This is a genomic window from Enterobacter sp. E1 (assembly GCF_016809815.1).
In the GTDB taxonomy this organism is placed as follows: domain Bacteria; phylum Pseudomonadota; class Gammaproteobacteria; order Enterobacterales; family Enterobacteriaceae; genus Enterobacter; species Enterobacter adelaidei.
The window spans coordinates 53,703-74,234 of the sequence record NZ_JAFBJM010000002.1 but is presented as its reverse complement, the minus strand read 5'-3'; the positions used below and the strand labels follow the sequence as shown (position 1 = coordinate 74,234).

The following is a 20,532-nucleotide window of genomic DNA, read 5'->3' as shown; positions in this document are numbered from 1 at the left end:
CGCGGTATTAGAACAGTACGGAGTAGTTCAGACCAAACGTGCGTCCACGGCCCTTGTAGGTATAAAGGCCCGGTGCACCGTAGGTTGGGCTATACAGCCCCGGCGCGCGCTGGCCCCAGGCGGTGGTGTAGTCTTTGTCCAGCAGGTTTTCCACGCTGAAGCTGACTTTACCCACCGGCAGGGCGTAGCTGCCCAGGAAGTCGACCGTGTTATAGCCATCAATCTTCTTACCGTCGGAGTCAGAGACGTCAAAGGTCTGCGTGCTCTGTACTCGCAAGGTCCAGTCGCCTGGCGCCCAGTTGACCCATGCGCTGGCTTTCGACGGGCTGGCGCTGTCAACCGTCAGCTTCTCCCATTTCCCATTTTCACGGGTTTCAGACTTGATGGCGTTAAAGTTCGCGCCCGTGCTCCAGTCGCTGTCGGTGAAGAAATAGTCCACCTGACCTTCCACCCCGTAGATACGACGTTTGTCGTCTTCGAGGTTAATGGTCATGTCCGTCTTGTTGATGGTGATGGTTTTATCCGAGAGCGAGTAGTAGGCCGCGACCTGCGTGCGCAGGTTATCGCCGGTGTAGCGCCAGCCCAGCTCGTAAGCGTTAACCTTGATACCGTCCAGTTTTGAGTCGTTCACGTTCACGCTATTCAGCAGGCGATAGTGACCATTGCTGAGCTGATAGGTGCCGGAACCGTAGTACTTCGCCAGGTCAGGAATTTCAAAGCCCTGCGAGAAGTTAAACCACACCTGCTGCTGCTCGGTCAGGCGACCGAGGATCCCGGCGTTAAACAGGAAATTGTTGTAATCGGTTTTCCCGCCCGGCACCGCGTCTGCGGAGGTGGCTTTGCCAGTGGCGATAGCCTGCTGCTGCGCGTAACCCACAAAGTCATCTACTTTGTTTTCGGTGTACTGGTAACGCACGCCGCCACTCAGGGTGATGGCGTCAATATCGTAGCTGGCCTGCAGGAACGGGGCGAGGTTGGTGATGCTGTAACCCGGGTAACGACCTACGTTATACGCGTTGTCCAGCTCCATGCCGCCACTCGCCGCGGCTTTGCTCAGGTTGAAGAACTGCTGGTTGGCATCGAAGGTTTCGTGGTCGGCGTCGACACCCCAGGTAAGGTTCAAATCATCCACTGGCTTGCTGTTCAGCGTCAGCTTACCGCCGTAAAAATCGGTTTTCTGCTGAGAGGCACCGATACTGGTCACCACACCTTTGGTCAGGGTCGGGAACGGATAATAGGTCAGGCTCTCGTCACGATAGTAAATCTGCGCAACCAGATCCTGACCCAGGAAATCGGTATTGGAGTACTGCAGGTTTATCAGATGGCGCTCGGTACCCGGCACGCGGTCAGAGTCGAGATTCCCTTTGTTGTACGCGTTAGCATCTCCCGTTACCGCTGAGAAGTTCTTCCCGAGGTACAGCCCATGCTTACCGTCTGACTCACTTTTGTAGTACTGCGTCGTCAGCTGCAATTGCTGGTGATCGTCGATGTTGATGGTGCCGGTCCCCATCACATCAATACGGTCTGAATACTGTAAGCCGGTCTGGGTGTTATCAATGATCACCTCGTTGCCTTTGCCGTCGTACCAGCCACCGTAGCGCTGATAGGAGACCGACAGGCGACCGGAAGCATTGTCGTTGCCGCCGCTGACGGCTGCCGACACGTTTTCATCGTGGTCGTTATGGCTGTTAAAGCCACTTTTTGTTCCGGTCTGGAACTCAACTTCAGTCTCTGGCTGGCCTTTTTTGGTGACGATATTCACCAGACCGCCGGTACTGCCGCCGCCGTAGAGCGATGTGGCACCGGAGATCACTTCAATACGGTCGATGTTGAACGGATCGATGGAGTCCAGTTGTCGGCTGTCACTACGGGACGAGTTCAGGCGCACACCGTCGACCATGACCATCATCGAACGGCCGCGCAGGTTCATTCCGTAGTTGGTACGCCCCTGGCTACTGACGTCCATACCCGGGATCAGCTGTGCCAGTACCTCTTTAATCTCTTTTCCGCCCTGAACCTGCTGCTCAATTTCAGCCCGCTCAATGACCCAGGTGGTCTGCGCCATCTCCGCCACGCTGCGATGCGCACGGCTGGCGGAGACAACGATATTTTCTTCCTTTTGTTCTTCCGCCCACGCAGAGGTAGAAAGCATTGCAAGCAAACAAGGATTTAAAACCCAAAGATGAGAACGTTTCATTGTTATGTCGATCCTGATTGTGTGTCAGTACTCAGTCGTTTTTGATAACGATTTAAAAACCTGGCTGCTTTCCGGGCTGGTGGTGGTACGCCAGTGGATCACGCCAGGGGAGGTAGCCAACTCAAACGGCTCGTCAGCATGTGCGCGATTCAAAATTCGTGCGGCACGCCAGGCCATCAGGCTGAGCTGGGGTTCAGCAATACCGAGACGGTGCATCCCGGCATTCACGGCAAACAGGCGGTTGCTCTGCGGGCCGTCCCATTCGAGGGTGAAATCGTTGTTAATGCAGAAGGCTTCGTCCGTATCCAGATGGAGGCGGTGAGACAGTGGGGCGAGGAAAGCAGGCTGTACGCTGCGGTAACCGGTGGCGAAGATCACCACATCGGTCTCCAGCTGTTCGCGTCCGCCGTCGAGATGATGCTGTATTGCCAGGCGCTGTCCGTTTTGCAGCCTCGTAAGCTCGGTCACCGAGCGGGACGGCAAAAGGTGCGCCCAGGGTTTTTCACGCAGCACTTCGAAGCGGTGGTACATGGCGCGATAAATCGCCAGCAGAGACTCGGTGGTGATACCGTCGGAGGTCATCTTCTGCTCGTGCAGCATCTGGCGGCGCGCCTCTTCACCGAGCGTGGAGAAGCTGTCCACGTACTCCGGCGTGAAGTACTCGTTGGCAAAAGCGGCTTCATCCAGGGCGTTGTAGTTATTACGTCGCGATACCCAGTTCAGGCTCAACGGTTGGCCCCACTCGCCACGGAAAATATTCAAAAACAGGTCGGCACCGCTCTGGCCGCCACCGACAACAGTGACGCGCTTGCCCGCGAGATCCGGCGTGCGCAGCATCATCTCGCTGGCGTGGAAGCAGGTATCGTCCTGAGTTGTGACGCAGTCAGGAAGATTGATCTGTTTGCCAATCCCCACGCAGACATGGCGTGCCAGGAAGCGGTCACGCTGAGTGACCACCTCAAACAGGCCGTTTTTCTCATCAAAACTCACCTGCTGTACCTGCTGGCTGAATGACAGGTTGGTGAGGTTTTCCGCCGCCCAGCACAGGTAATCGGCAAATTCCTCACGAGAAACGGTGCGCTGCTCGGTGGTCAGAAAGCGGTAGAACTTTTTACGCTGTACCAGGTAGTTGAGAAAACTATGTCGGTTGGTAGGCTCGACGGCACTGACCAGATCCTTGAGGAAGCTGGTTTGCATATGGCAGTCCGGCACCATCATGCCAGGGTGCCAGGAAAAATGCGGCTTGCGCTCAAGGAACAGCGAGCTAAAACCGTCCAGCCCTTCCGCCAGCGCGGCGATGCTGAGGTTAAACGGGCCAATACCAATGCCGATGAAATCATAGGTTTTCATTGTGCTGACTCCCGGGAGGCCAGAAAAAGAGGGTTATCAAGGTCGGTGACATAGTTCGGCAGCATGCGGCTGCCGCCGTCGTGTTCGGAGAAGGTCAGTTTGACCGGGTTGAGGATCACGCGAATAATTTGCGGTTTGAACAGGTCGAATTTCGCGAACCGCTCAGCAAGATCCGGGTGAGCCGCCATATACTGGCGCAGCACTCCGGCCAGGATCTGATAGAAACGCGTTTCGCTGATGCCGCTTTGCAGGGTGAGACGCGAGATAAAGCGTAGCACCGTGACAAAGTTGCCGGTTTGAAGGTCATGGATGATGTAATCCGCGCTCAGGCGTGCCGTCACGGCTTTCACCTGTTCCGGCAGGCTTTCCGCCTGCGGGAAGTCTTCATCCACCAGACGCATGTCGCCCTGGAAATCTTTCAGCAGGATGCGCTGCGGAATAGAGTCTTTCATCACCAGCGTCACGTTCTGGCCGTGGGCGATCAGCGCCACGCCGTAGCGGCAGAGCAGGTGGTAGAAGGGGATAACCGTCGCTGCAAACAGCTTTTCCAGCCATGCTTCAGCAGTTAACCCGGAATGGTTGATCCACGCGTCGATCAGTGGGCGCCCGGCATTGTCGGTTTCCATCAGCGCCGCCATCAGCACCGCCTGTTCACCGTCCTGCAGATAACACGACGGATTTTCGCGCCAGATCACGCCCAGCATTTCCTGATAGCGATAGGGCGCTTTCGGCAAGGCGGCATAACCCGGATGCGACAGATACCCGGCTGCGGGTTCGCCAAGCACCTGTGCGCCTGAGCGGGTAAGCGTGGCGTCGGTGGCGAACTGCTGCTGCAGCCAGCGCGAAGCCAGCGGCCCGGCGGCAATGTACTTGCCAGGAATGCCGCGATAGCAGGAGGTGTTGTAGATGGTCAGCGGCAGCTTGATGTCATACGGCGCGCGACGGCTGGCGTTGGTCAGCGTGCGCAGAGATTGTTGCGCCAGATACTCATCGCCAAATTCCCCCAGTTCCACCATCTCACCACGCGCGAGCTGCGCCAGGAAATGAATGGCAATTTTTTGCTGCCACTGCCACGGGTGTAGCGGCACCGGCAGCCAGCTTTCGTCGAGACCCAGCGTCTGCCAGCGGTCGTTAAACCGCGTGCGTTCGGCATTGTCCATGGTGCTTGCCAACAGGACGTTGATATCGCAATCGGCGTCGCTGCTCCAGACCAGATGCTCACGTTGAACGGCAACCCAGTGCAGGCGAAAACGCCCGCGGTATTCCGGGGCGTACTGGCGCAGCGCATCCAGACCCCATCCGCGGCGTCCTTTGTTAAAAATAAACTTAGGATGACCGCTCATCAGGCACTGCAATTCATCCGGGTCGAGATGAATGAGCGCGTCGGCATCCAGCGTTTCACGCGCCTGTAAAAGCTGAATATCGCCCCGCAACGTCGCGTAGAGATCTTCCAGATGCTCCGCCGTTTGCGCATCGCTCATCTCCAGCACCGTCGCCAGCTGCAGCAGCGCGCTTTCCGCTTCCACGGCGGCACCGCTGGTGGTGGTCAGGCTATTTGGATCGATATGCAGCCAGCCCCAGATCCCGCGCGTGGCATGAAACTGCCAGGACTCGTTGCCCATGGTGATGCGCCAGGCGTCCGACGAAAGCGGCTCGGCGCGCAGTGTGCGTTCATATTCCAGCTCGGCGAGGATCTTCGCCACCATCTCATGGTTCACTTTTTGCCAGAGCGCGTTCACAGTCCCACCTCGCTGAAGAAGCGGTGACGCTGGCTCATGATGAGGCGCGAACGTTTATGCGGGAAGTCGAACTCTTTCACGGTATCAAAACCGGCAGACGCCAGATGGCGGAACAGGCGCTGGTTGTCGAAGCGCGGCTCGGCGACAATGCGCGTGGTGCGCGGTTCATCGAGATACAGATAGTGGTTAAGGCCGCGCAGCCAGCTACGGATGTATTGCGCACCACGCCAGTTCTCTTCGCCCACCAGCATGTGCAGACCACGGTCAAATGGCTGCCAGCGGTAGTGGCGACCAATACGGTCTTCTGGAGCCCAGTAGAGTTCAAAATAGCCGAACGGCTGGTCGTCGAAGCAGCCGATAACCGGGTAGCAATAGGTCGAGTCGAGCTGACGACGCAGGTAGTTTTCCTGCTCGGCCTGCGGGCCGGCCATCTCCCAGAAGGCATTGACGCGCGGGTTATTCATCCAGTGGGTGAAGCGCTCGCCGTCCAGCGCCACGTCGGCCACGCGGAAGCTGAGGGTGCGCTTGATTTGTGGGTCATAACGGCGGTATACCTCGCCCTGCGGGCGGTGAGGACGCAGCGGGAAGTACAGCTGACGGCTCTCATCAAACTGCATACCGCCGCTGGCCAGGGGGCGTTCACCTTTCAGCCACAGCGGCAGCTGCCAGAAAGTTTCGCGCGCCAGATAATCGCCACACGCGTGGTTAAACAGTGCCTGTGCCTGCGGTTCATCCTTCCAGGTCGCCCAGGGGAGGGTGATCCCGCTGAGGGTAGGCGCGGCGACAAACAGCTGATCCAGCGCTTCAACCAGCCAGCCGTCCGGGATATCGCGCAGGCGCTCCAGCACCGCGCTACCGTCGAGACCCAACGTCAGCGGCAGGGGCGCGTCCGTTGCGGTGCAACGAAAGCCGTAGCCGGAATGAACGATGTTCGCGTTAGCCATCACACCTTCTCCTTGTAAAACGGGTTGCTAAAGTCGAAATAGATCACTGCCGGGTCGGCAATCGTGTTTTCGTTGCGATCGTGCAAATAGCAGAAAAAGTTGCCTTTGCAGTTCCAGATCGGGCTGTCGAGCACGTAGTCGAGACAGCGGGTCTGCTTGGCCGTGCGGCGCAGTTCCGCCAGCGCGTCACGCACGCGTGCCATCAGGTTTTCTTCGCTGTCGAAACCAGCGGCGGCGAGGGCTGCGGTGACGGCAAGGGTAGAGTTCAGCAGCAGGTAGTAAGGGAAGTAGCGCAGCAGCTGGCTCTCACCGAAGCGGTTTTCCACATCAGTTTCGCCCGCCTCTTTCAGCCATGCGTCGGCTCCTTCGGTCCAGGCGCTGCCCTGGCAGTCGCGGTAGATAAGCCCGACGGGGAAATCCTGCTGCATCTCAACGAGAATGTTTTGCTGGTGTGCCAACAGGACCAGACCGTAATCGGCTTCGGCACTGAACAGCGGAAGTAATACGCGGTCGCAATAGGCGTCCAGCCAGCAGCGCGCGGCCCGGGCGAGCGGTAAATCCAGGCGCTCACTCAGACGACGCACCGCAGCGGCAAGCAGGCTGTCGCCGCCGTCTGGGGCGGCCTGCGTCAGGCTCACCAGCACATTGGTTTGCGTATCCGGAGTATCAAACAGCAGATTGACGCGCAGGGCCATCAGGCTCTCTTCCTGAATCACGCCGTTTTCGTCGCGCAGCCCCGCCCAGCCATCTTCCTGCATCACGCGCATGGTCGGGTAGCGCGCCTGTAGATCTTGCCAGCGTTCGGTTTTAGCCAGACGAGCCAGACGCATCCCGCGCTTAACTTCTTTCACCGACAGCGTGCGCACGGAGTTGGTCAGGCGCACGCTGAGGGAAAACTTAATCATGTCGCTGTTGGTTTCGCTGTACAGCGAGCGTGAAGAGCTGGTTGGCAGCCACTGTGCGCCCGCTTCACCCAGGTCTTGCAGCGAACCGTTGGTCACCAGCCGCTGGCACCACTCCTGGCCGAGCAGGTACTCCGCCTGCCACGGATGCATCGGAAGCAGCCAGCGGGTGTCGGTGAAGTGGCCGAGAAGTTCAGGGGCGCTCTGGGCTGCAAAGCGCAGTAAACGTTCGCGCAGGGAAACATTCAGGCTGTCACCGGCAATAAGTGTGCTCTCAACCGCGAACCAGCGCAGCGGGAAGCGAGAAGCGAAATCGGGTAAATATCGACGCGCCTCGGTTTCGTTAAACGGCTCGTGCGACTTTGGCGCAGGGTGGAATGCATGGCCGACCAGCAGCGCCTGTTCCGCTTCGGCAAAGGTTAGTGGCTTATCGCGCAGGGTTGGCCAGCTGTGGCGCAAATCAATCGCCTGCCAGGTGTGCGCGTGGCTTTCAAGGGCGCGTTGCTTAAAACGCGCCAGCGTCTTGGCATCCAGCGAACCTTTTACTGACGGTTTTTCAAGAATTAAATCAACCAGTTGGTGGAATGTGACGGCGTCACTACTGTCATTGTCACTCTGGATAAGCGTTGCCGGGAAACAGTACTGATGATGCTGGGTCGGGGAAAAATACCGTACCGGAACCCGAAGAGCCTGGGCTGGAGAAAGCGGAATATGTATGTGCGATAACTCATCCGCAGAGGTTGCGGAGTGATAGTGCCAGTCCTTCGTTTCACGCAACAGGGCGTTTAAAAAACACTGGGCCGCAACGTCTGTACCGGCGGAGCGGGGCAGAGTACGCATAGATGAACCTCATTCCATGATTGATAATAATTCTCGTTATGATATTCATTCTGTTTACAGTCGCAACCATTTTTGCAATATTTGTTTTCATAAACTTCATGATTTCCACACATTTATTGACACTATGTTCACATTCTCATGCGCACTGACTCTAAAACGTTGACGGAAAACGTCACCCCAAAAGCCAACTGGCCCCTGGCGTTATGTGCAGGTTTATTAGGGATTGGGCAAAACGGTTTGCTGGTCATGCTTCCGCAATTGGTCACCCAGACAGGGCTTTCGCTTTCGGTCTGGGCCGGGCTGTTGATGTTCGGATCCATGCTCTTTTTACCCGCATCGCCCTGGTGGGGACGCCAGAGCGAGCGACATGGCTGTAAGGTCGTGATGCTGGCCTCGCTGAGTGGCTATCTGGTCAGTTTCGGGGTGATGTCGCTGGTGGTCTGGGCGATGGCGGCCGGGATGCTGGATAAGGTCTGGGGCCTGACGGGGTTGGTTCTCTCGCGCACGCTCTATGGTCTGACGGTCTCAGGTCTGGTGCCTGCGGCTCAGACGTGGGCTATCCAGCGCGCGGGGCTGGAAAAAAGAATGACCGCACTGGCGACAATTAGCTCCGGCCTGAGTTGTGGTCGTTTGCTTGGGCCACCGCTGGCGGCGCTGATGCTCAGCGTCAATCCGGTAGCACCGCTCTGGCTGATGGCGATTGCGCCTTTCATCGCTTTGCTGCTAGTGCTTCGCGAAGTGGCGGACCCACCGTTACCGCCAGTGGCGCATCAGTCGACACGTTTGCGGGCTTCAATGCTGCCGTTCCTGTTATTGGCGCTGCTGCTGGCGGCCCTGGTGAGTTTAATGCAGCTTGGCCTGTCACCGCATCTTAGCCCGCTGCTGGAGGGTAACGCCCGGGACATCAGCCATCATGTTGCTCTCCTGCTGAGCCTGGCCGCGCTGGCCACGCTCGCGGCGCAGTTTCTGGTGGTCCGCCCGCAATATTTCAGCCCGGTGACACTGCTCTGCATGGCCGCGGTATTGATGGTAGTGGGGCTTGGGTTGATGTCTGTGGCGGGTCTGGCTCTTTTCTACGTGGGGATTGTCATTACGTCGCTCGGGGCAGCCATGGCAACACCGGGATATCAGCTACTGCTTAACGATCGGCTAACCACGGGCAAAGGGGCGGGAGCGATCGCCACCAGCCACACATTAGGCTACGGTGTTAGCGCGCTGCTGGTACCTGTAGTGACACGTTTTTACGGTGAACAGTTTTTAACGATGGCTGCATTAGGCATGGCATTGATGTTTTTAGTGCTCAGCATAGGGGTGCGATCAACTGAGCGTCCCCTTGCTGAAAAAAATTAATGGACCTGGCGGGGAGAATGGCCGCCAGCATCCTCATTCTGCCGTAAACGCTGCAGGGGATCTTGCTGGTAAAACTGGCAGAATCGCTGCCACAGTGCCGGGAATCGGGGGGCGAAGAGTTCTGGTGCGCTGAAGAAGTATTCAGAGAGTACCGCAAAGCACTCTGCGGGATCGGTCGCCGCATAGGCGTCAATGCTGGCTGCGCTTTCCCCCACCAGGTCTATTTCATCCTGGATATTATCCATCGCGGCATGCAGGTCGTGCTCCCATCCCGCAACCTCACGAAGCGGAATCAATGGCACGCCGCTGGCGCGATCGCCATTGCGGGTATCGAGCTTATGCGCCACCTCGTGAATAATCAGATTAAAACCTGACGCATCGAACGAGTCCTGAATATCGAGCCAGTTGAGGATAATTGGTCCTTGCTGCCAGCTTTGTCCGGACTGAACCACGCGCTGGTTGTGTACCAGCCCGATATCGTCCTGCCATTCGTCATCGACAACAAACGGCGCGGGATAGATAAGCACTTCGTGGAAACCGTCCAGCCACTCGATACCCAGTTCAAGAACCGGCAGGCAGAACAGCAGGGCGATACGCGCGTTTTTCAGCGGGTCTAGTTCGAATCCCTGCAGCGGAACCAGGCGTTTTTGCTGCAAAAAACGATCCGCCAGCTGAACCAGTTTCGATTGTTCATCCGGGTTTAGATTAGCCAGAACAGGGATCGTCAGCGCGTCATCCCATGGCAGCGCCACATCCCGGCCAGCCTCATTCGTTTTCCAGGGCCACTTTATCATCGCTTTGCTCGCAAACTCGTCACTTGAACAAAAATGGGAAAGTCAGGTTCGGTTAAGATGCCAGAAAATCGCTCACTGCGACAATTCCAGCCTGAATAAACTATCATTCGTACGTAGCGGTGGGTAGCTGTTTGCGGGCATCACCTTCATTTTGTGAAGTCTGTCGTGGCCTTGTCTGTAGTCTCAGTGAATTCACCGACAAAGAGAAACCATCGTTACCTTGACTACAACGAACGCTAATCTGAATTTCAACACCTCACCGGTTGCGGTAGGTCAATAAGACGCTATTATTTTTGACTTTGTTGCGTATTCCCTGACAGGACATCCAGACGCCATGCCCGTGAATTTTGACCTTAACGATCTTTATGCTTTCAGAGCGTTAGTGGAATACGGTAACTTCCGTGTCGCTGCTGAATCTATCTGCTTATCCCAGTCGGCGCTGAGCCGCAGGATTGAAAAGCTGGAAGCCGCGCTGGGAAACCGGCTGTTCGATCGTACCACCCGCCGCGTGGCCTTAACGCTATACGGGCAAAACTTTGCTGAACGATCCGCTCAGCTGCTCGACAGCGTAGAGTCAATGCTGGCTGATGTTGATAAAGTGAGTGAAGAACGGACAGGGCTTATCACGGTCGCCACGGTACCCTCTGCGGCCTGTTATTTTATGCCTGACGTGATTCGTCGTTTTCAGTCTCGCTATTCACGCGTTCGCATTAAGCTCATCGATAGCAGTGCAGGAAATGTGATTGACGCCGTGGCCCGAAGCCAGGCGGATTTTGGTATCTGCTTCGCAGGAAACTTGCCGTCTGACATCGAATTTTTTCCGCTGGTGGAGGATGTTTATGTCGCGGCGTGCAGAAAGGATCACCCGCTGGCACAAAAAAGTCACCTGACGTGGCAGGCGTTTTATCAGCAGGATTATATCTCTCTCGATAAAACGTCAGGTAACCGTAACCTGCTCGATCGGATGCTGGGAGATATTGTTCCCGAGCGCCCCAGCGTCTGTGAAACCCGTCACGTCACCACGATGCTTGGTATGGTAGAGGCGGGGATTGGCATTGCTGCCGTTCCCGCCATGTCGATGCCGACGTCAGAGCATACGCTGTTGACGCATCTGCCGCTGGTGGCGCCGGAAGTGAAACGCACCGTGGGGCTTATCCGGCACCGGGGGCGCATCCAGTCTTACATAGCGGCTGAACTGGAAAAGCAGATCACCGAGCAGTATCGCCGGACGTAACGGGGATCATCCCCGTCTCCTTGATGACGGCCCTTGAGGGCGGTGAGGCGAGATAGGTCAGCAGCGCTTTCCCCTCCGCGGGATGTTCGGCATGGCGGGTAACCGCACCCGCGAAGCGCGTGATGTACTGCAGACTATCAGGGATTTTCCCGATAAAGGTAACGCCCTGAACCGGCAGCAGCTCGCTGACCTGCTGGAAGCCCACGGCGTATTTTCCTTTCGCCACTTCTGAGGCAACCGGAATACGCTCGACCTTTGTCGCTTTACCTGCCACCTCTTTTTCTATTCCCAGCTTTTTGAACAACGCCTGGCTGACGTACCTGCCGCTGGCGCTGTCAGAGTAGGCGATGGAGCTGGCCTGCAGCAGCGCGTTACGCAGGGTCGCCTCGCTGCTGATATCAGGAACATCCGCACCTTTTTTCACCACCATGCCAACGGGAGAGTCCGCGAGTTCAGTTCGTGAACCCGGCTGGGTCTGGCTGGCTTTTTCGAGCTTCTCCAGCGCATCGCCCACCATAATCACCACGTCGGCTTTCTCGCCGCGCGCCAGGCGGTTTGGGATCGCCTGCGGCGTCGTGCCCATTGAGGGGCCGGGGATGATCACGATTTTATCCCCGGTCTGGTGTTCATATTCCGGGGCCAGCTTTTCCAGGGCGGCTTTGAAGCCGCCTGAGATCATGACCTTCACGTCCTGAGCACAGGCATTGGCGCTCAGGAACGTCAGCACCAGCGCGCTGGCGGTATAGCGATAAGTGCGTTTCATACAGCCTCCTGTGACTTGACGGTGTTTTGCAGCGATACCGCACGGCGGCGGTAGAGGTAGAGCGTGGCCAGCAGGGCACACACGGCAGCGAAACTCATCCAGTAGCCAGGCGAGGCTTTGTCACCGGTGTATTCAATCAGCGCGGTGGACATTACCGGGGTAAAGCCGCCAAAGACCGCCGTTGCCAGGCTGTAAGCCAGAGAGAAGCCCGCCACGCGCACTTCGGCAGGCATAATCTCCGTCAGGGCCGGGATCATCGCGCCGTTATACAGGCCGTAGAGGAAGGAGAGCCACAGCAGTACGCTCAGCATCATGGAGAAGCTGGGGGCGCTCGCCAGCAGCGTCAGGGCCGGATAGCTGGTCGCCAGCGCCAGCAGCGTCATGGCAATCAGCACCGGCTTGCGCCCGAAGCGATCCGACAGCGCGCCGCCCACCGGCAGCCAGACGAAGTTAGAGATAGCCACCAGCAGCGTGACCAGCAGGCTGTCCGAGGCGCTGAGCATCAGCACCTTTTTGCCAAAGGTGGGGGCGTAGACGGTGATCAGGTAGAACGCGGTGGTGGTCATCGCCACCATCAGCATGCCTGCGACCACCACCTGCCAGTTGCCAAGCAGCGTTTTAAAGACCTGACGCATCTCCAGATGATGGCGGCGCGCGCTGAACTCTTCCGTCTCCTCCAGCTTGCGGCGCAGGAAGAAGATAAACGGCACGATTAAACAGCCGAACAGGAACGGGATGCGCCAGCCCCATTCGCGAATGGCGCTCTCCTCCATCAGGGCATTCAGGGCAAAACCCATCGCCGCGGCGACCATAATGGCGACCTGCTGGCTGCCGGACTGCCAGCTGGTGTAAAACCCTTTGCGGCCCGGTGTGGCGATTTCAGCCAGATAGACCGACACGCCTCCAAGCTCTGCACCGGCGGAAAAGCCCTGCAGGAGACGGCCCGTCAGCACCAGCAGCGGTGCCCACAGACCAATGCTTTGATAAGAGGGGATAAGCACAATCAGGAACGTCCCCGCCGCCATGATGGAAAGCGTGACGATCAGCCCCTTTCTGCGCCCCACCTTGTCGATATACGCACCAAGCACAATGGCCCCGATGGGCCGCATCAAAAAGCCCGCGCCGAAGACGGCGAAGGTCATCATCAGCGACGCAAATTCACTGCTCGCCGGGAAGAACGTGTGGGCGATGTAGGTGGCATAGAAGCCGAAAAGAAAGAAATCGAACTGTTCAAGAAAGTTGCCGGACGTCACGCGAAGTATCGCGCCCGCCTTAGACCGTACGGTTGCAGGTGAGGTTGAGGAAAACATGGTTATCTCCAGTTATTGTTGACGTTTTACGCGTCTGTTTCTGAAAACTGGATCAGGACGAGGAAATAGATAAGCGCAAATGCCGCATCGGCTGATGCATTTTTTGCATGAATATCATTCACTGTGTAAATACAATTAATGGCAACAATAACTTAACAAGTTATTGTCTTTTTATTCACCAATATTCTGTAAGTCTCTGATATTGCGATTTTGTGATGTTGCGCAGAGGGGCGCTTCAGAAAGTGCCGGGTAACCGCTTCATTACCCGGCGGGGGCAATTTAGCGCAGCGCCCGGGCAATGGCGCTAAACATCAGAGAGGCCTCCAGCGGCTGGGCGCTAAAGGACGGCTCCGCCTGCGGCCAGGAATTCTTACCAACCCATTTTCATGCCGTGCAGTGGCAGAACGAAATAAGGCTGCGCACCGAAGTGGGCAGCCGGGGGATTAGTCAGACGATGGTCACCATCTGGAAGCCGGGAAGCGCTCAGCGCTGTGAACACCCTTTGCACTGTTGGTTCTGGATCTGCTGGAAGAAATCGTTGCCTTTGTCATCCACCAGGATAAACGCCGGGAAGTTCTCGACTTCGATTTTCCAGATGGCTTCCATACCCAGTTCAGGATACGCCACGCATTCCAGACTCTTAATACTGTTTTGCGCCAACACCGCAGCCGGGCCGCCGATGCTGCCCAGGTAGAAGCCGCCGTGCTTATGGCAGGCATCCGTTACCTGCTGGCTGCGGTTGCCTTTTGCCAGCATGATCATGCTCGCACCGTGGGATTGCAGTAAGTCCACATATGAGTCCATACGTCCCGCGGTGGTCGGGCCGAGTGAACCAGACGCATAGCCTTCCGGCGTTTTAGCAGGGCCCGCATAGTAGATTGGATGGTCTTTCACGTACTGCGGCAGTTCTTCGCCATTGTCGAGCAACTCTTTCAGCTTCGCGTGGGCGATATCGCGCGCGACGATGATAGTACCGTTCAGCGACAGACGGGTAGAGACCGGGTGCGCGGAGAGCTGCGCCAGGATCTCATTCATCGGCTTGTTCAGGTTGATGCTGACCACGTCGCCTTCGCCCTGCTGACGCAGAGATTCAGGAATATACTGGCCCGGGTTGTGTTCCAGTTTTTCAATCCAGATCCCGTCGCGGTTGATTTTTGCTTTGATATTACGGTCTGCGGAGCAGGAAACACCCATGCCGATTGGGCAGGAGGCGCCATGGCGTGGCAGGCGGATCACGCGGATATCGTGGGCGAAGTATTTGCCGCCAAACTGTGCGCCGAGACCCAGGTTCTGCGCTTCCTGGAGTAGTTCCTGTTCGAGCTGAACATCACGGAACGCCTGGCCGTGTTCGTTACCTTCCGTTGGCAGTGCGTCGTAATAGCGGGTGGACGCCAGTTTCACGGTTTTCAGGGTGCTTTCCGCAGAGGTACCGCCAATCACAAACGCGATATGGTAAGGCGGGCAGGCTGCAGTGCCCAGAGTACGCATCTTCTCAACCAAATAATTTTTCAGTTTCGCCGGAGTAATCAGCGCTTTGGTTTCCTGGTAGAGATAGGTTTTGTTGGCTGAACCGCCACCTTTTGCCATGCACAGGAATTTGTATTCGTCCCCGTCCACGCTGTAGAGATCAATCTGCGCGGGTAGGTTGGTGCCGGTATTCACCTCTTTATACATATCCAGCGCGGCATTCTGGGAGTAGCGCAGGTTGTCTTCGATGTAGGTGTTATACACCCCCTGGCTCAGGGCTGCTTCGTCGCCGCCACCGGTCCAGACGCGCTGGCCTTTTTTCCCCATGACGATCGCCGTTCCGGTGTCCTGGCAGGTTGGCAGCACGCCTTTGGCGGCAATCTCGGAGTTGCGCAGGAACTGCAGGGCAACGTACTTGTCGTTCTGGCTGGCTTCAGGATCGTTAAGAATGGCGGCAACCTGCTTCTGATGAGAAGGACGCAGCATAAACGCAGCATCGTGGAAAGCCTGCTGTGCCAGCAGCGTCAGGGCCTCTGGCTCGACTTTCAGGATCTCCTGACCCTCGAACTCGGCAACGGAGACGTGCTCTTTAGTCAGCAGATAGTATTCGGTGTCGTCATGCGCGAGAGGGAAGGGGTTCTGGTAGATAAACGGTTTGTTTGACATAGCGTATTGCTCCACAAAAATAAAACCGCCGGAGGATGAGCCCGGCGGTCAGGAATCAGAACATCATGGACATCCACGGATAACCAATCAGCAGCAGGGCCGCCAGGAAAATGGCACCGAAGATGGTGCCGAGGCGCCAGTAGTCTTTGGTTGGCAGGTAGCCACTACCATAGTAAATCGGGCTTGGGCCGGTACCGTACGGGGTGATGATCCCCATCACGCCCAGCGAGGTCACCATCAGCAGAACAAACACTTCCATATTCATACCAGGAATGGTGGAGGCGATGGTCAGCATCGCTGGCAGCAGCGCGGTGGTGTGCGCGGTGGTGCTGGCAAACAGGTAGTGCAGCAGGTAGAACGCCAGCAGCAGAACGATGGTCGCAACACCCGGTGAGATCCCGCTCATTAACAGACCACCTTCTTTACCCAGCCAGCTGATAAAGCCGGTAGACGAGAGGCCATCCGCCAGCGCAACCAGGGTGGCGAACCAGACGAAGGTGTTCCACGCGGCTTTGTTGCCGGTGATATCGTTCCACTCCAGCACGCCGGTCCACAGCATCAGGCCGACGATGAGCAGGGCAGCCATGGCAGGTTCAATCCATGCGGCAGCGAAAATCCACATCAGCAGTGCACAGCAGACGAATACCAGCAGCAGGATTTCGTTGCGGGACAGTTTGCCCAGTTTTTCCAGCTCACGGGTCGCCCACAGCGGCACTTCGTTGTTCACTTTGACTTCTGGCGGGTAGAACCAGTAGGCCAGCAGCGGCATGGTCAGGATCAACAGGATGCCCAGCGGCAGGAAGGCGAGGAACCAGGTACCCCAGGAGATATCAATCCCAACCGTACTTTTCACCAGCGCCAGCGCCAGCAGGTTCGGCGCGAGTGCGGAGAGGAACATTGAGCTAGTAATACAGGCTGCAGTGATCGCCACCCACATCAGATACGAACCAATTTTACGCGCGCTTGGATCGTTTGGTTTTGAACCATACAGCGGCGGAAGGTTAGCGATAATCGGGTAGATGGTCCCGCCGCTACGCGCGGTGTTGGACGGTGTGAACGGTGCCAGCAGCAAATCTGCGAAGGTAATGGCGTAACCGAGCGTCAGGCTGCGACGGCCCAAATACTTCACCAGAATCAGCGCCAGACGGCGTCCGAAGCGGGTTTTATCATAACCAGCGGCGAACATAAAAGCGCCGAAAATCAGCCAAACGGTTGAGTTACCAAAACCGCTCACGGCCCATTTAAAAGAGGCACCGGCCAGCTTGAATTTCGGGTCGGCCAGCTGTTCGGGGCTGAACAGTACCCACTGGCTACAGAGCGCAATGGCCACCACGCCCGTCAGGCCAATCACCGCGCCCGGCAGCGGTTCGAAGATCAAACCAACGATCACACCGACAAAGATGGCGAAGTAGTGCCATGCGTAAGGAGGCAGCCCTTCTGGTACCGGAACAAACAGCAGCAGTACGGCGACGATGACGGGCAGTGCCATCATCAGCAGACGTTTTGCGTTTCCATTTGATGCCTGGTTCGCCACAGGGGGCGTTACAGCAGTTTTTGTATTCATAGTTTCACGTCTTAAGTTGTCAAAAATTCGGTCGTACTGAAAAACAAAATGGCTTTCTTAAGTTTCTTTGATTTTTTTAGTTATTAAAGGTGCGATTTTGTATTTTCAGTAATAGCGATTTAACGCATTTTTGATTGCGCTAAATTAAAAAATGATGATGTTTTTATATTGCGCTTTTGGATGCCATAACTATTGATCACGATCAAAAAAACAGAATGGCAGCGTTATTTTTATTCTTTTATTAATAACCACTCAGACGTATGTGGGTATTACGTGTTTTATTGGTTTGTTTTATCATTTTCGTAACATTTATGTTTTATTTGTTTTGTATCTTGTTGTTTTTAATTGTTTTATTATTTATGTGGAAATTGGTTTTACCAATTTTTATTTAACGTATTTTAAATTATTGTGAATGACTGAATTACATTCGCTAACACCAATGTGTTATTTGTGTTATTGCAGGGATTAAATAGTTTATTAACTAACGTAATAACATTAGAAACTAAAAAAATCATTATATTAATATCATGACATCGGCAAAGAACGACGAAATAAAAAATCAATCCGATAACGAATTCTTAATTTTTAAAAGTTTGGAGTTTTCTATTATGAGCACTAACGAACGCATTCTGAGTTCCTTCACATTACCGAATGGTACCGAACTGAAAAACCGTTTGTTAATGGCCCCAATGACAACCTGTACCGGCTACTATGACGGTACGGTGACCAGCGAGCTAGTGGAGTACTATCGGGCCCGTTCCGGCAGCATTGGCACCATTATTGTTGAGTGTTGCTTTGTCGACGATCTCGGCCTTGCCTTCCCGGGTGCGATCGGTATTGATAATGACGAAAAAATCGCCGGGCTGGCGAAAATCGCTGAGGCAATTAAATCTAAGGGTTCTAAAGCCCTGCTGCAGATCTACCACGGCGGCCGTATGGTTGACCCGAAACTGATCGGTGGCCGTACGCCGGTTGGGCCAAGCGCTGTTGCCGCTCCACGTGACGGTGCCGCGACGCCGGTTGCGCTGACCACTGCCGAAGTCGAAGGCATGATCGGTAAGTTTGGTGAAGCCGTGCGCCGCGCGATTCAGGCTGGTTTTGACGGTGTCGAGATCCACGGGGCCAATACCTATCTGATCCAGCAGTTCTACTCCCCGAACTCAAACCAGCGCACGGACGAATGGGGCGGCAGCCGTGATAACCGTGCGAAATTCCCGCTGGCGGTGCTGGAAATTACTCACAAAATGGTGCGCCAGTACGCGGACGACGCGTTTATTATTGGCTATCGCTTCTCCCCTGAAGAGCTGGAAGTGCCGGGCATCCGCTTTGAAGACACCATGTACCTGCTGGAGAAACTGGCGGCGCGCGGTGTGGATTATCTGCACTTCTCCGTGGGTGCCACTCTGCGTCCTTCTATTGTTGATACCCAGGACCCGACTCCGCTTATCGAAAAATACTGCACCCTGCGCTCTGAGACCCTGGCGCAAATTCCAGTCATGGGCGTGGGCGGCGTGGTGAATGTGTCAGACGTGAATGAAGCGCTGGACCACGGTTACGACCTGATTGCCGTTGGCCGCGCCACCATCGCTTACCCGGACTGGACTGACCGCATCGCGGCCGGTGAAAACCTTGAGCTGTTTATGGACAGCACCAAACGTGAAGAGCTGAACATCCCTGAACCGCTGTGGCGCTTCTCGCTGGTGGAGGCGATGATCCGCGACATGAGCATGGGTGAATCCAAATTCAAACCGGGCACCTTTGTTGAGAAAGTGCAGGACGATGCTAACGAGCTGGTGATTAACGTCAGCCTGGAGACCGACCGCATTGCGGATATCGAACTCGCATCGGGTCCGAGCGAAGACGTTGAGTTTGTGACAAGCTTTGAAGAGATCCGTACCCGCATTCTGGATGCCAACACCCCGCATGTGGATGCCATCACTGGCGCAACCAGCCAGAGTGAGGCGGTGAAGAAAGCGGTCTCGAAAGCAATGCTGAAATCCAGCAAAGCGCTGGCAGCAGAAGAGGGCGCCGACCCGAATGAAACCCGCAGCGTGGACGTGGTGGTGGTTGGTAGCGGTGGTGCCGGTCTGGCCGCCGCCATCCAGGCTCACGACGAAGGCGCAAGCGTGCTGATTGTTGAGAAAATGCCAACCATCGGTGGGAACACCATTAAAGCCTCTGCCGGGATGAACGCCGCCGAAACCCGCTTCCAGCGCGTGAAGGGCATTCAGGACAGCAAAGAGCTGTTCTACCAGGAAAGCCTGAAAGGCGGCGGTAACAAGAACAACCCGGAACTGCTGCGCCGCTTTGTTGAGAACGCGCCGCAGGCGATTGAGTGGCTGGCAACACGCGGCATTATGCTAAACGACATCACCACCACCGGCGGGATGAGCATCGACCGTACTCACCGTCCAAAAGACGGCTCTGCGGTGGGTGGCTACCTGATTAGCGGTCTGGTGCGTAACGTCAACAAACGCAACATCGACGTCATGCTGGACACCTCCGTCAGCGATATTATCTTCGAAAACGGTGAAGTCACCGGCGTGCGCCTGACCACCGAAGAGAATGAAACTATTACCGTAGCAACCAAAAGTGTCATTGTTGCCACCGGTGGTTTCAGTGCCAACAGCCAGATGGTGGTGAAATACCGTCCGGACCTGGAAGGTTTCGTTACCACCAACCACAAAGGGGCGACCGGTGGCGGTATTGCGCTGCTGGAACGTATTGGTGCAGGCACCGTTGATATGGGCGAAATCCAGATTCACCCAACCGTTGAGCAGAAAACATCGTATCTGATTTCCGAATCTATCCGCGGCGGCGGGGCGATTCTGGTAAATCAGAAAGGGGAACGCTTCTACAACGAAATGTCGACACGCGATAAAGTCTCGGCGTCAATCATCGCGCTGCCAGAGAAATACGCCTACATCGTCTTTGATGAACATGTTCGTGCCAAAAACAAAGCCGCAGATGAGTATATCGCCAAGGGGTTTGTGACCAGCGCCAGCTCGCCAAAAGCACTGGCTGAGGCCCTAGGGATGGATTACCACGCTTTCCTGGCGACGCTGGAACGTTACAACGGTTTCGTTGAAAAACAGCATGACGATGATTTCGGCCGTACCACCGCGCTGCGTGCGCCAATCAACGAAGGGCCATTCTACGCCATTCAGATTGCACCAGGCGTGCACCACACCATGGGCGGCGTGACCATCAATACCGAAACCTGCGTACTGGACAGCAACCACAACGTACTGCCTGGGGCGTTTGCTGCCGGTGAAGTGGTCGGCGGGATCCACGGCGGTAACCGTATTGGTGGTAACGCAGTGGCAGATATCATTATTTTTGGTACTCTGGCTGGACACCAGGCGGCTATGCGTTCGAAAAAGAGGTAAGGCACCTGTTTCTCAGGCCGGAT

Annotated in this window: 13 protein-coding genes and 1 pseudogene; 4 read left to right on the top strand and 10 right to left on the bottom strand. The window is 56.0% G+C overall.

Going from position 1 to position 20,532, the window contains the following annotated elements:
* Positions 1 to 7: 7 nt before the first annotated feature.
* From JGF26_RS06590 to JGF26_RS06570, 5 genes are read right to left on the bottom strand one after another with little or no spacing between them, the layout of a single operon-like run.
* A complete protein-coding gene (locus tag JGF26_RS06590) occupies positions 8 to 2,197 on the bottom strand; it encodes a TonB-dependent siderophore receptor (RefSeq protein ID WP_049006657.1) in 2,190 nt (729 codons plus the stop codon).
* Between the two features lie 24 nt (positions 2,198 to 2,221).
* Positions 2,222 to 3,547 carry a SidA/IucD/PvdA family monooxygenase gene (locus JGF26_RS06585; RefSeq protein WP_049006653.1) on the bottom strand — a complete coding sequence of 442 codons (1,326 nt, stop codon included), beginning with the start codon at positions 3,545 to 3,547 and terminating at the stop codon, positions 2,222 to 2,224.
* Positions 3,544 to 5,286 (bottom strand): IucA/IucC family siderophore biosynthesis protein, encoded by a 1,743-nt coding sequence (iucC, locus tag JGF26_RS06580; RefSeq protein WP_134707799.1) that lies wholly within the window; start codon positions 5,284 to 5,286, stop codon positions 3,544 to 3,546. Before iucC ends, JGF26_RS06585 begins: the two co-directional genes overlap by 4 nt.
* A complete protein-coding gene (locus JGF26_RS06575) occupies positions 5,283 to 6,230 on the bottom strand; it encodes a GNAT family N-acetyltransferase (RefSeq protein ID WP_134707800.1) in 948 nt (315 codons plus the stop codon). The genes iucC and JGF26_RS06575 overlap by 4 nt, the downstream gene beginning before the upstream one ends.
* A complete protein-coding gene (locus JGF26_RS06570; protein WP_134707801.1) occupies positions 6,230 to 7,972 on the bottom strand; it encodes an IucA/IucC family protein in 1,743 nt (580 codons plus the stop codon). Before JGF26_RS06570 ends, JGF26_RS06575 begins: the two co-directional genes overlap by 1 nt.
* A gap of 138 nt (positions 7,973 to 8,110) precedes the next feature.
* Here JGF26_RS06570 and JGF26_RS06565 point away from each other — a divergent pair, with 138 nt between their 5' ends.
* Positions 8,111 to 9,322 carry an MFS transporter gene (locus JGF26_RS06565; RefSeq protein WP_108089629.1) on the top strand — a complete coding sequence of 404 codons (1,212 nt, stop codon included), beginning with the start codon at positions 8,111 to 8,113 and terminating at the stop codon, positions 9,320 to 9,322.
* Here JGF26_RS06565 and mtfA read toward each other — a convergent pair.
* On the bottom strand, positions 9,319 to 10,116 hold the full coding sequence (gene mtfA / locus JGF26_RS06560) for a DgsA anti-repressor MtfA (RefSeq protein ID WP_028019616.1): 798 nt from the start codon (positions 10,114 to 10,116) through the stop codon (positions 9,319 to 9,321). The genes JGF26_RS06565 and mtfA overlap by 4 nt on opposite strands.
* A gap of 334 nt (positions 10,117 to 10,450) precedes the next feature.
* Here mtfA and JGF26_RS06555 point away from each other — a divergent pair, with 334 nt between their 5' ends.
* Positions 10,451 to 11,350 carry a LysR family transcriptional regulator gene (locus JGF26_RS06555; protein WP_134707802.1) on the top strand — a complete coding sequence of 300 codons (900 nt, stop codon included), beginning with the start codon at positions 10,451 to 10,453 and terminating at the stop codon, positions 11,348 to 11,350.
* Here JGF26_RS06555 and JGF26_RS06550 read toward each other — a convergent pair.
* On the bottom strand, positions 11,325 to 12,113 hold the full coding sequence (locus tag JGF26_RS06550; protein ID WP_049005752.1) for a substrate-binding domain-containing protein: 789 nt from the start codon (positions 12,111 to 12,113) through the stop codon (positions 11,325 to 11,327). The two genes, JGF26_RS06555 and JGF26_RS06550, sit on opposite strands and share 26 nt — an antisense overlap.
* On the bottom strand, positions 12,110 to 13,423 hold the full coding sequence (locus JGF26_RS06545; protein ID WP_134707803.1) for an MFS transporter: 1,314 nt from the start codon (positions 13,421 to 13,423) through the stop codon (positions 12,110 to 12,112). The genes JGF26_RS06550 and JGF26_RS06545 overlap by 4 nt, the downstream gene beginning before the upstream one ends.
* Before the next feature lie 367 nt (positions 13,424 to 13,790).
* On the opposite strand from JGF26_RS06545, the pseudogene JGF26_RS22355 reads away from it, so the two are divergent.
* Positions 13,791 to 13,913, top strand: a pseudogene (locus JGF26_RS22355) (LysR family transcriptional regulator); the annotation flags it as partial.
* Here the strand turns inward: JGF26_RS22355 and fumA are convergent.
* Positions 13,907 to 15,556, bottom strand: coding sequence for a class I fumarate hydratase FumA (fumA, locus tag JGF26_RS06540; protein WP_028019612.1), 1,650 nt, complete (start codon positions 15,554 to 15,556; stop codon positions 13,907 to 13,909). The pseudogene JGF26_RS22355 and the gene fumA sit on opposite strands and share 7 nt — an antisense overlap.
* A 55-nt stretch (positions 15,557 to 15,611) precedes the next feature.
* Positions 15,612 to 17,120 carry an anion permease gene (locus JGF26_RS06535; protein ID WP_023325580.1) on the bottom strand — a complete coding sequence of 503 codons (1,509 nt, stop codon included), beginning with the start codon at positions 17,118 to 17,120 and terminating at the stop codon, positions 15,612 to 15,614.
* Positions 17,121 to 17,728: 608 nt separating this feature from the next.
* On the opposite strand from JGF26_RS06535, the gene JGF26_RS06530 reads away from it, so the two are divergent.
* Positions 17,729 to 20,509 (top strand): flavocytochrome c, encoded by a 2,781-nt coding sequence (locus tag JGF26_RS06530; RefSeq protein ID WP_128348833.1) that lies wholly within the window; start codon positions 17,729 to 17,731, stop codon positions 20,507 to 20,509.
* Positions 20,510 to 20,532: the final 23 nt, after the last annotated feature.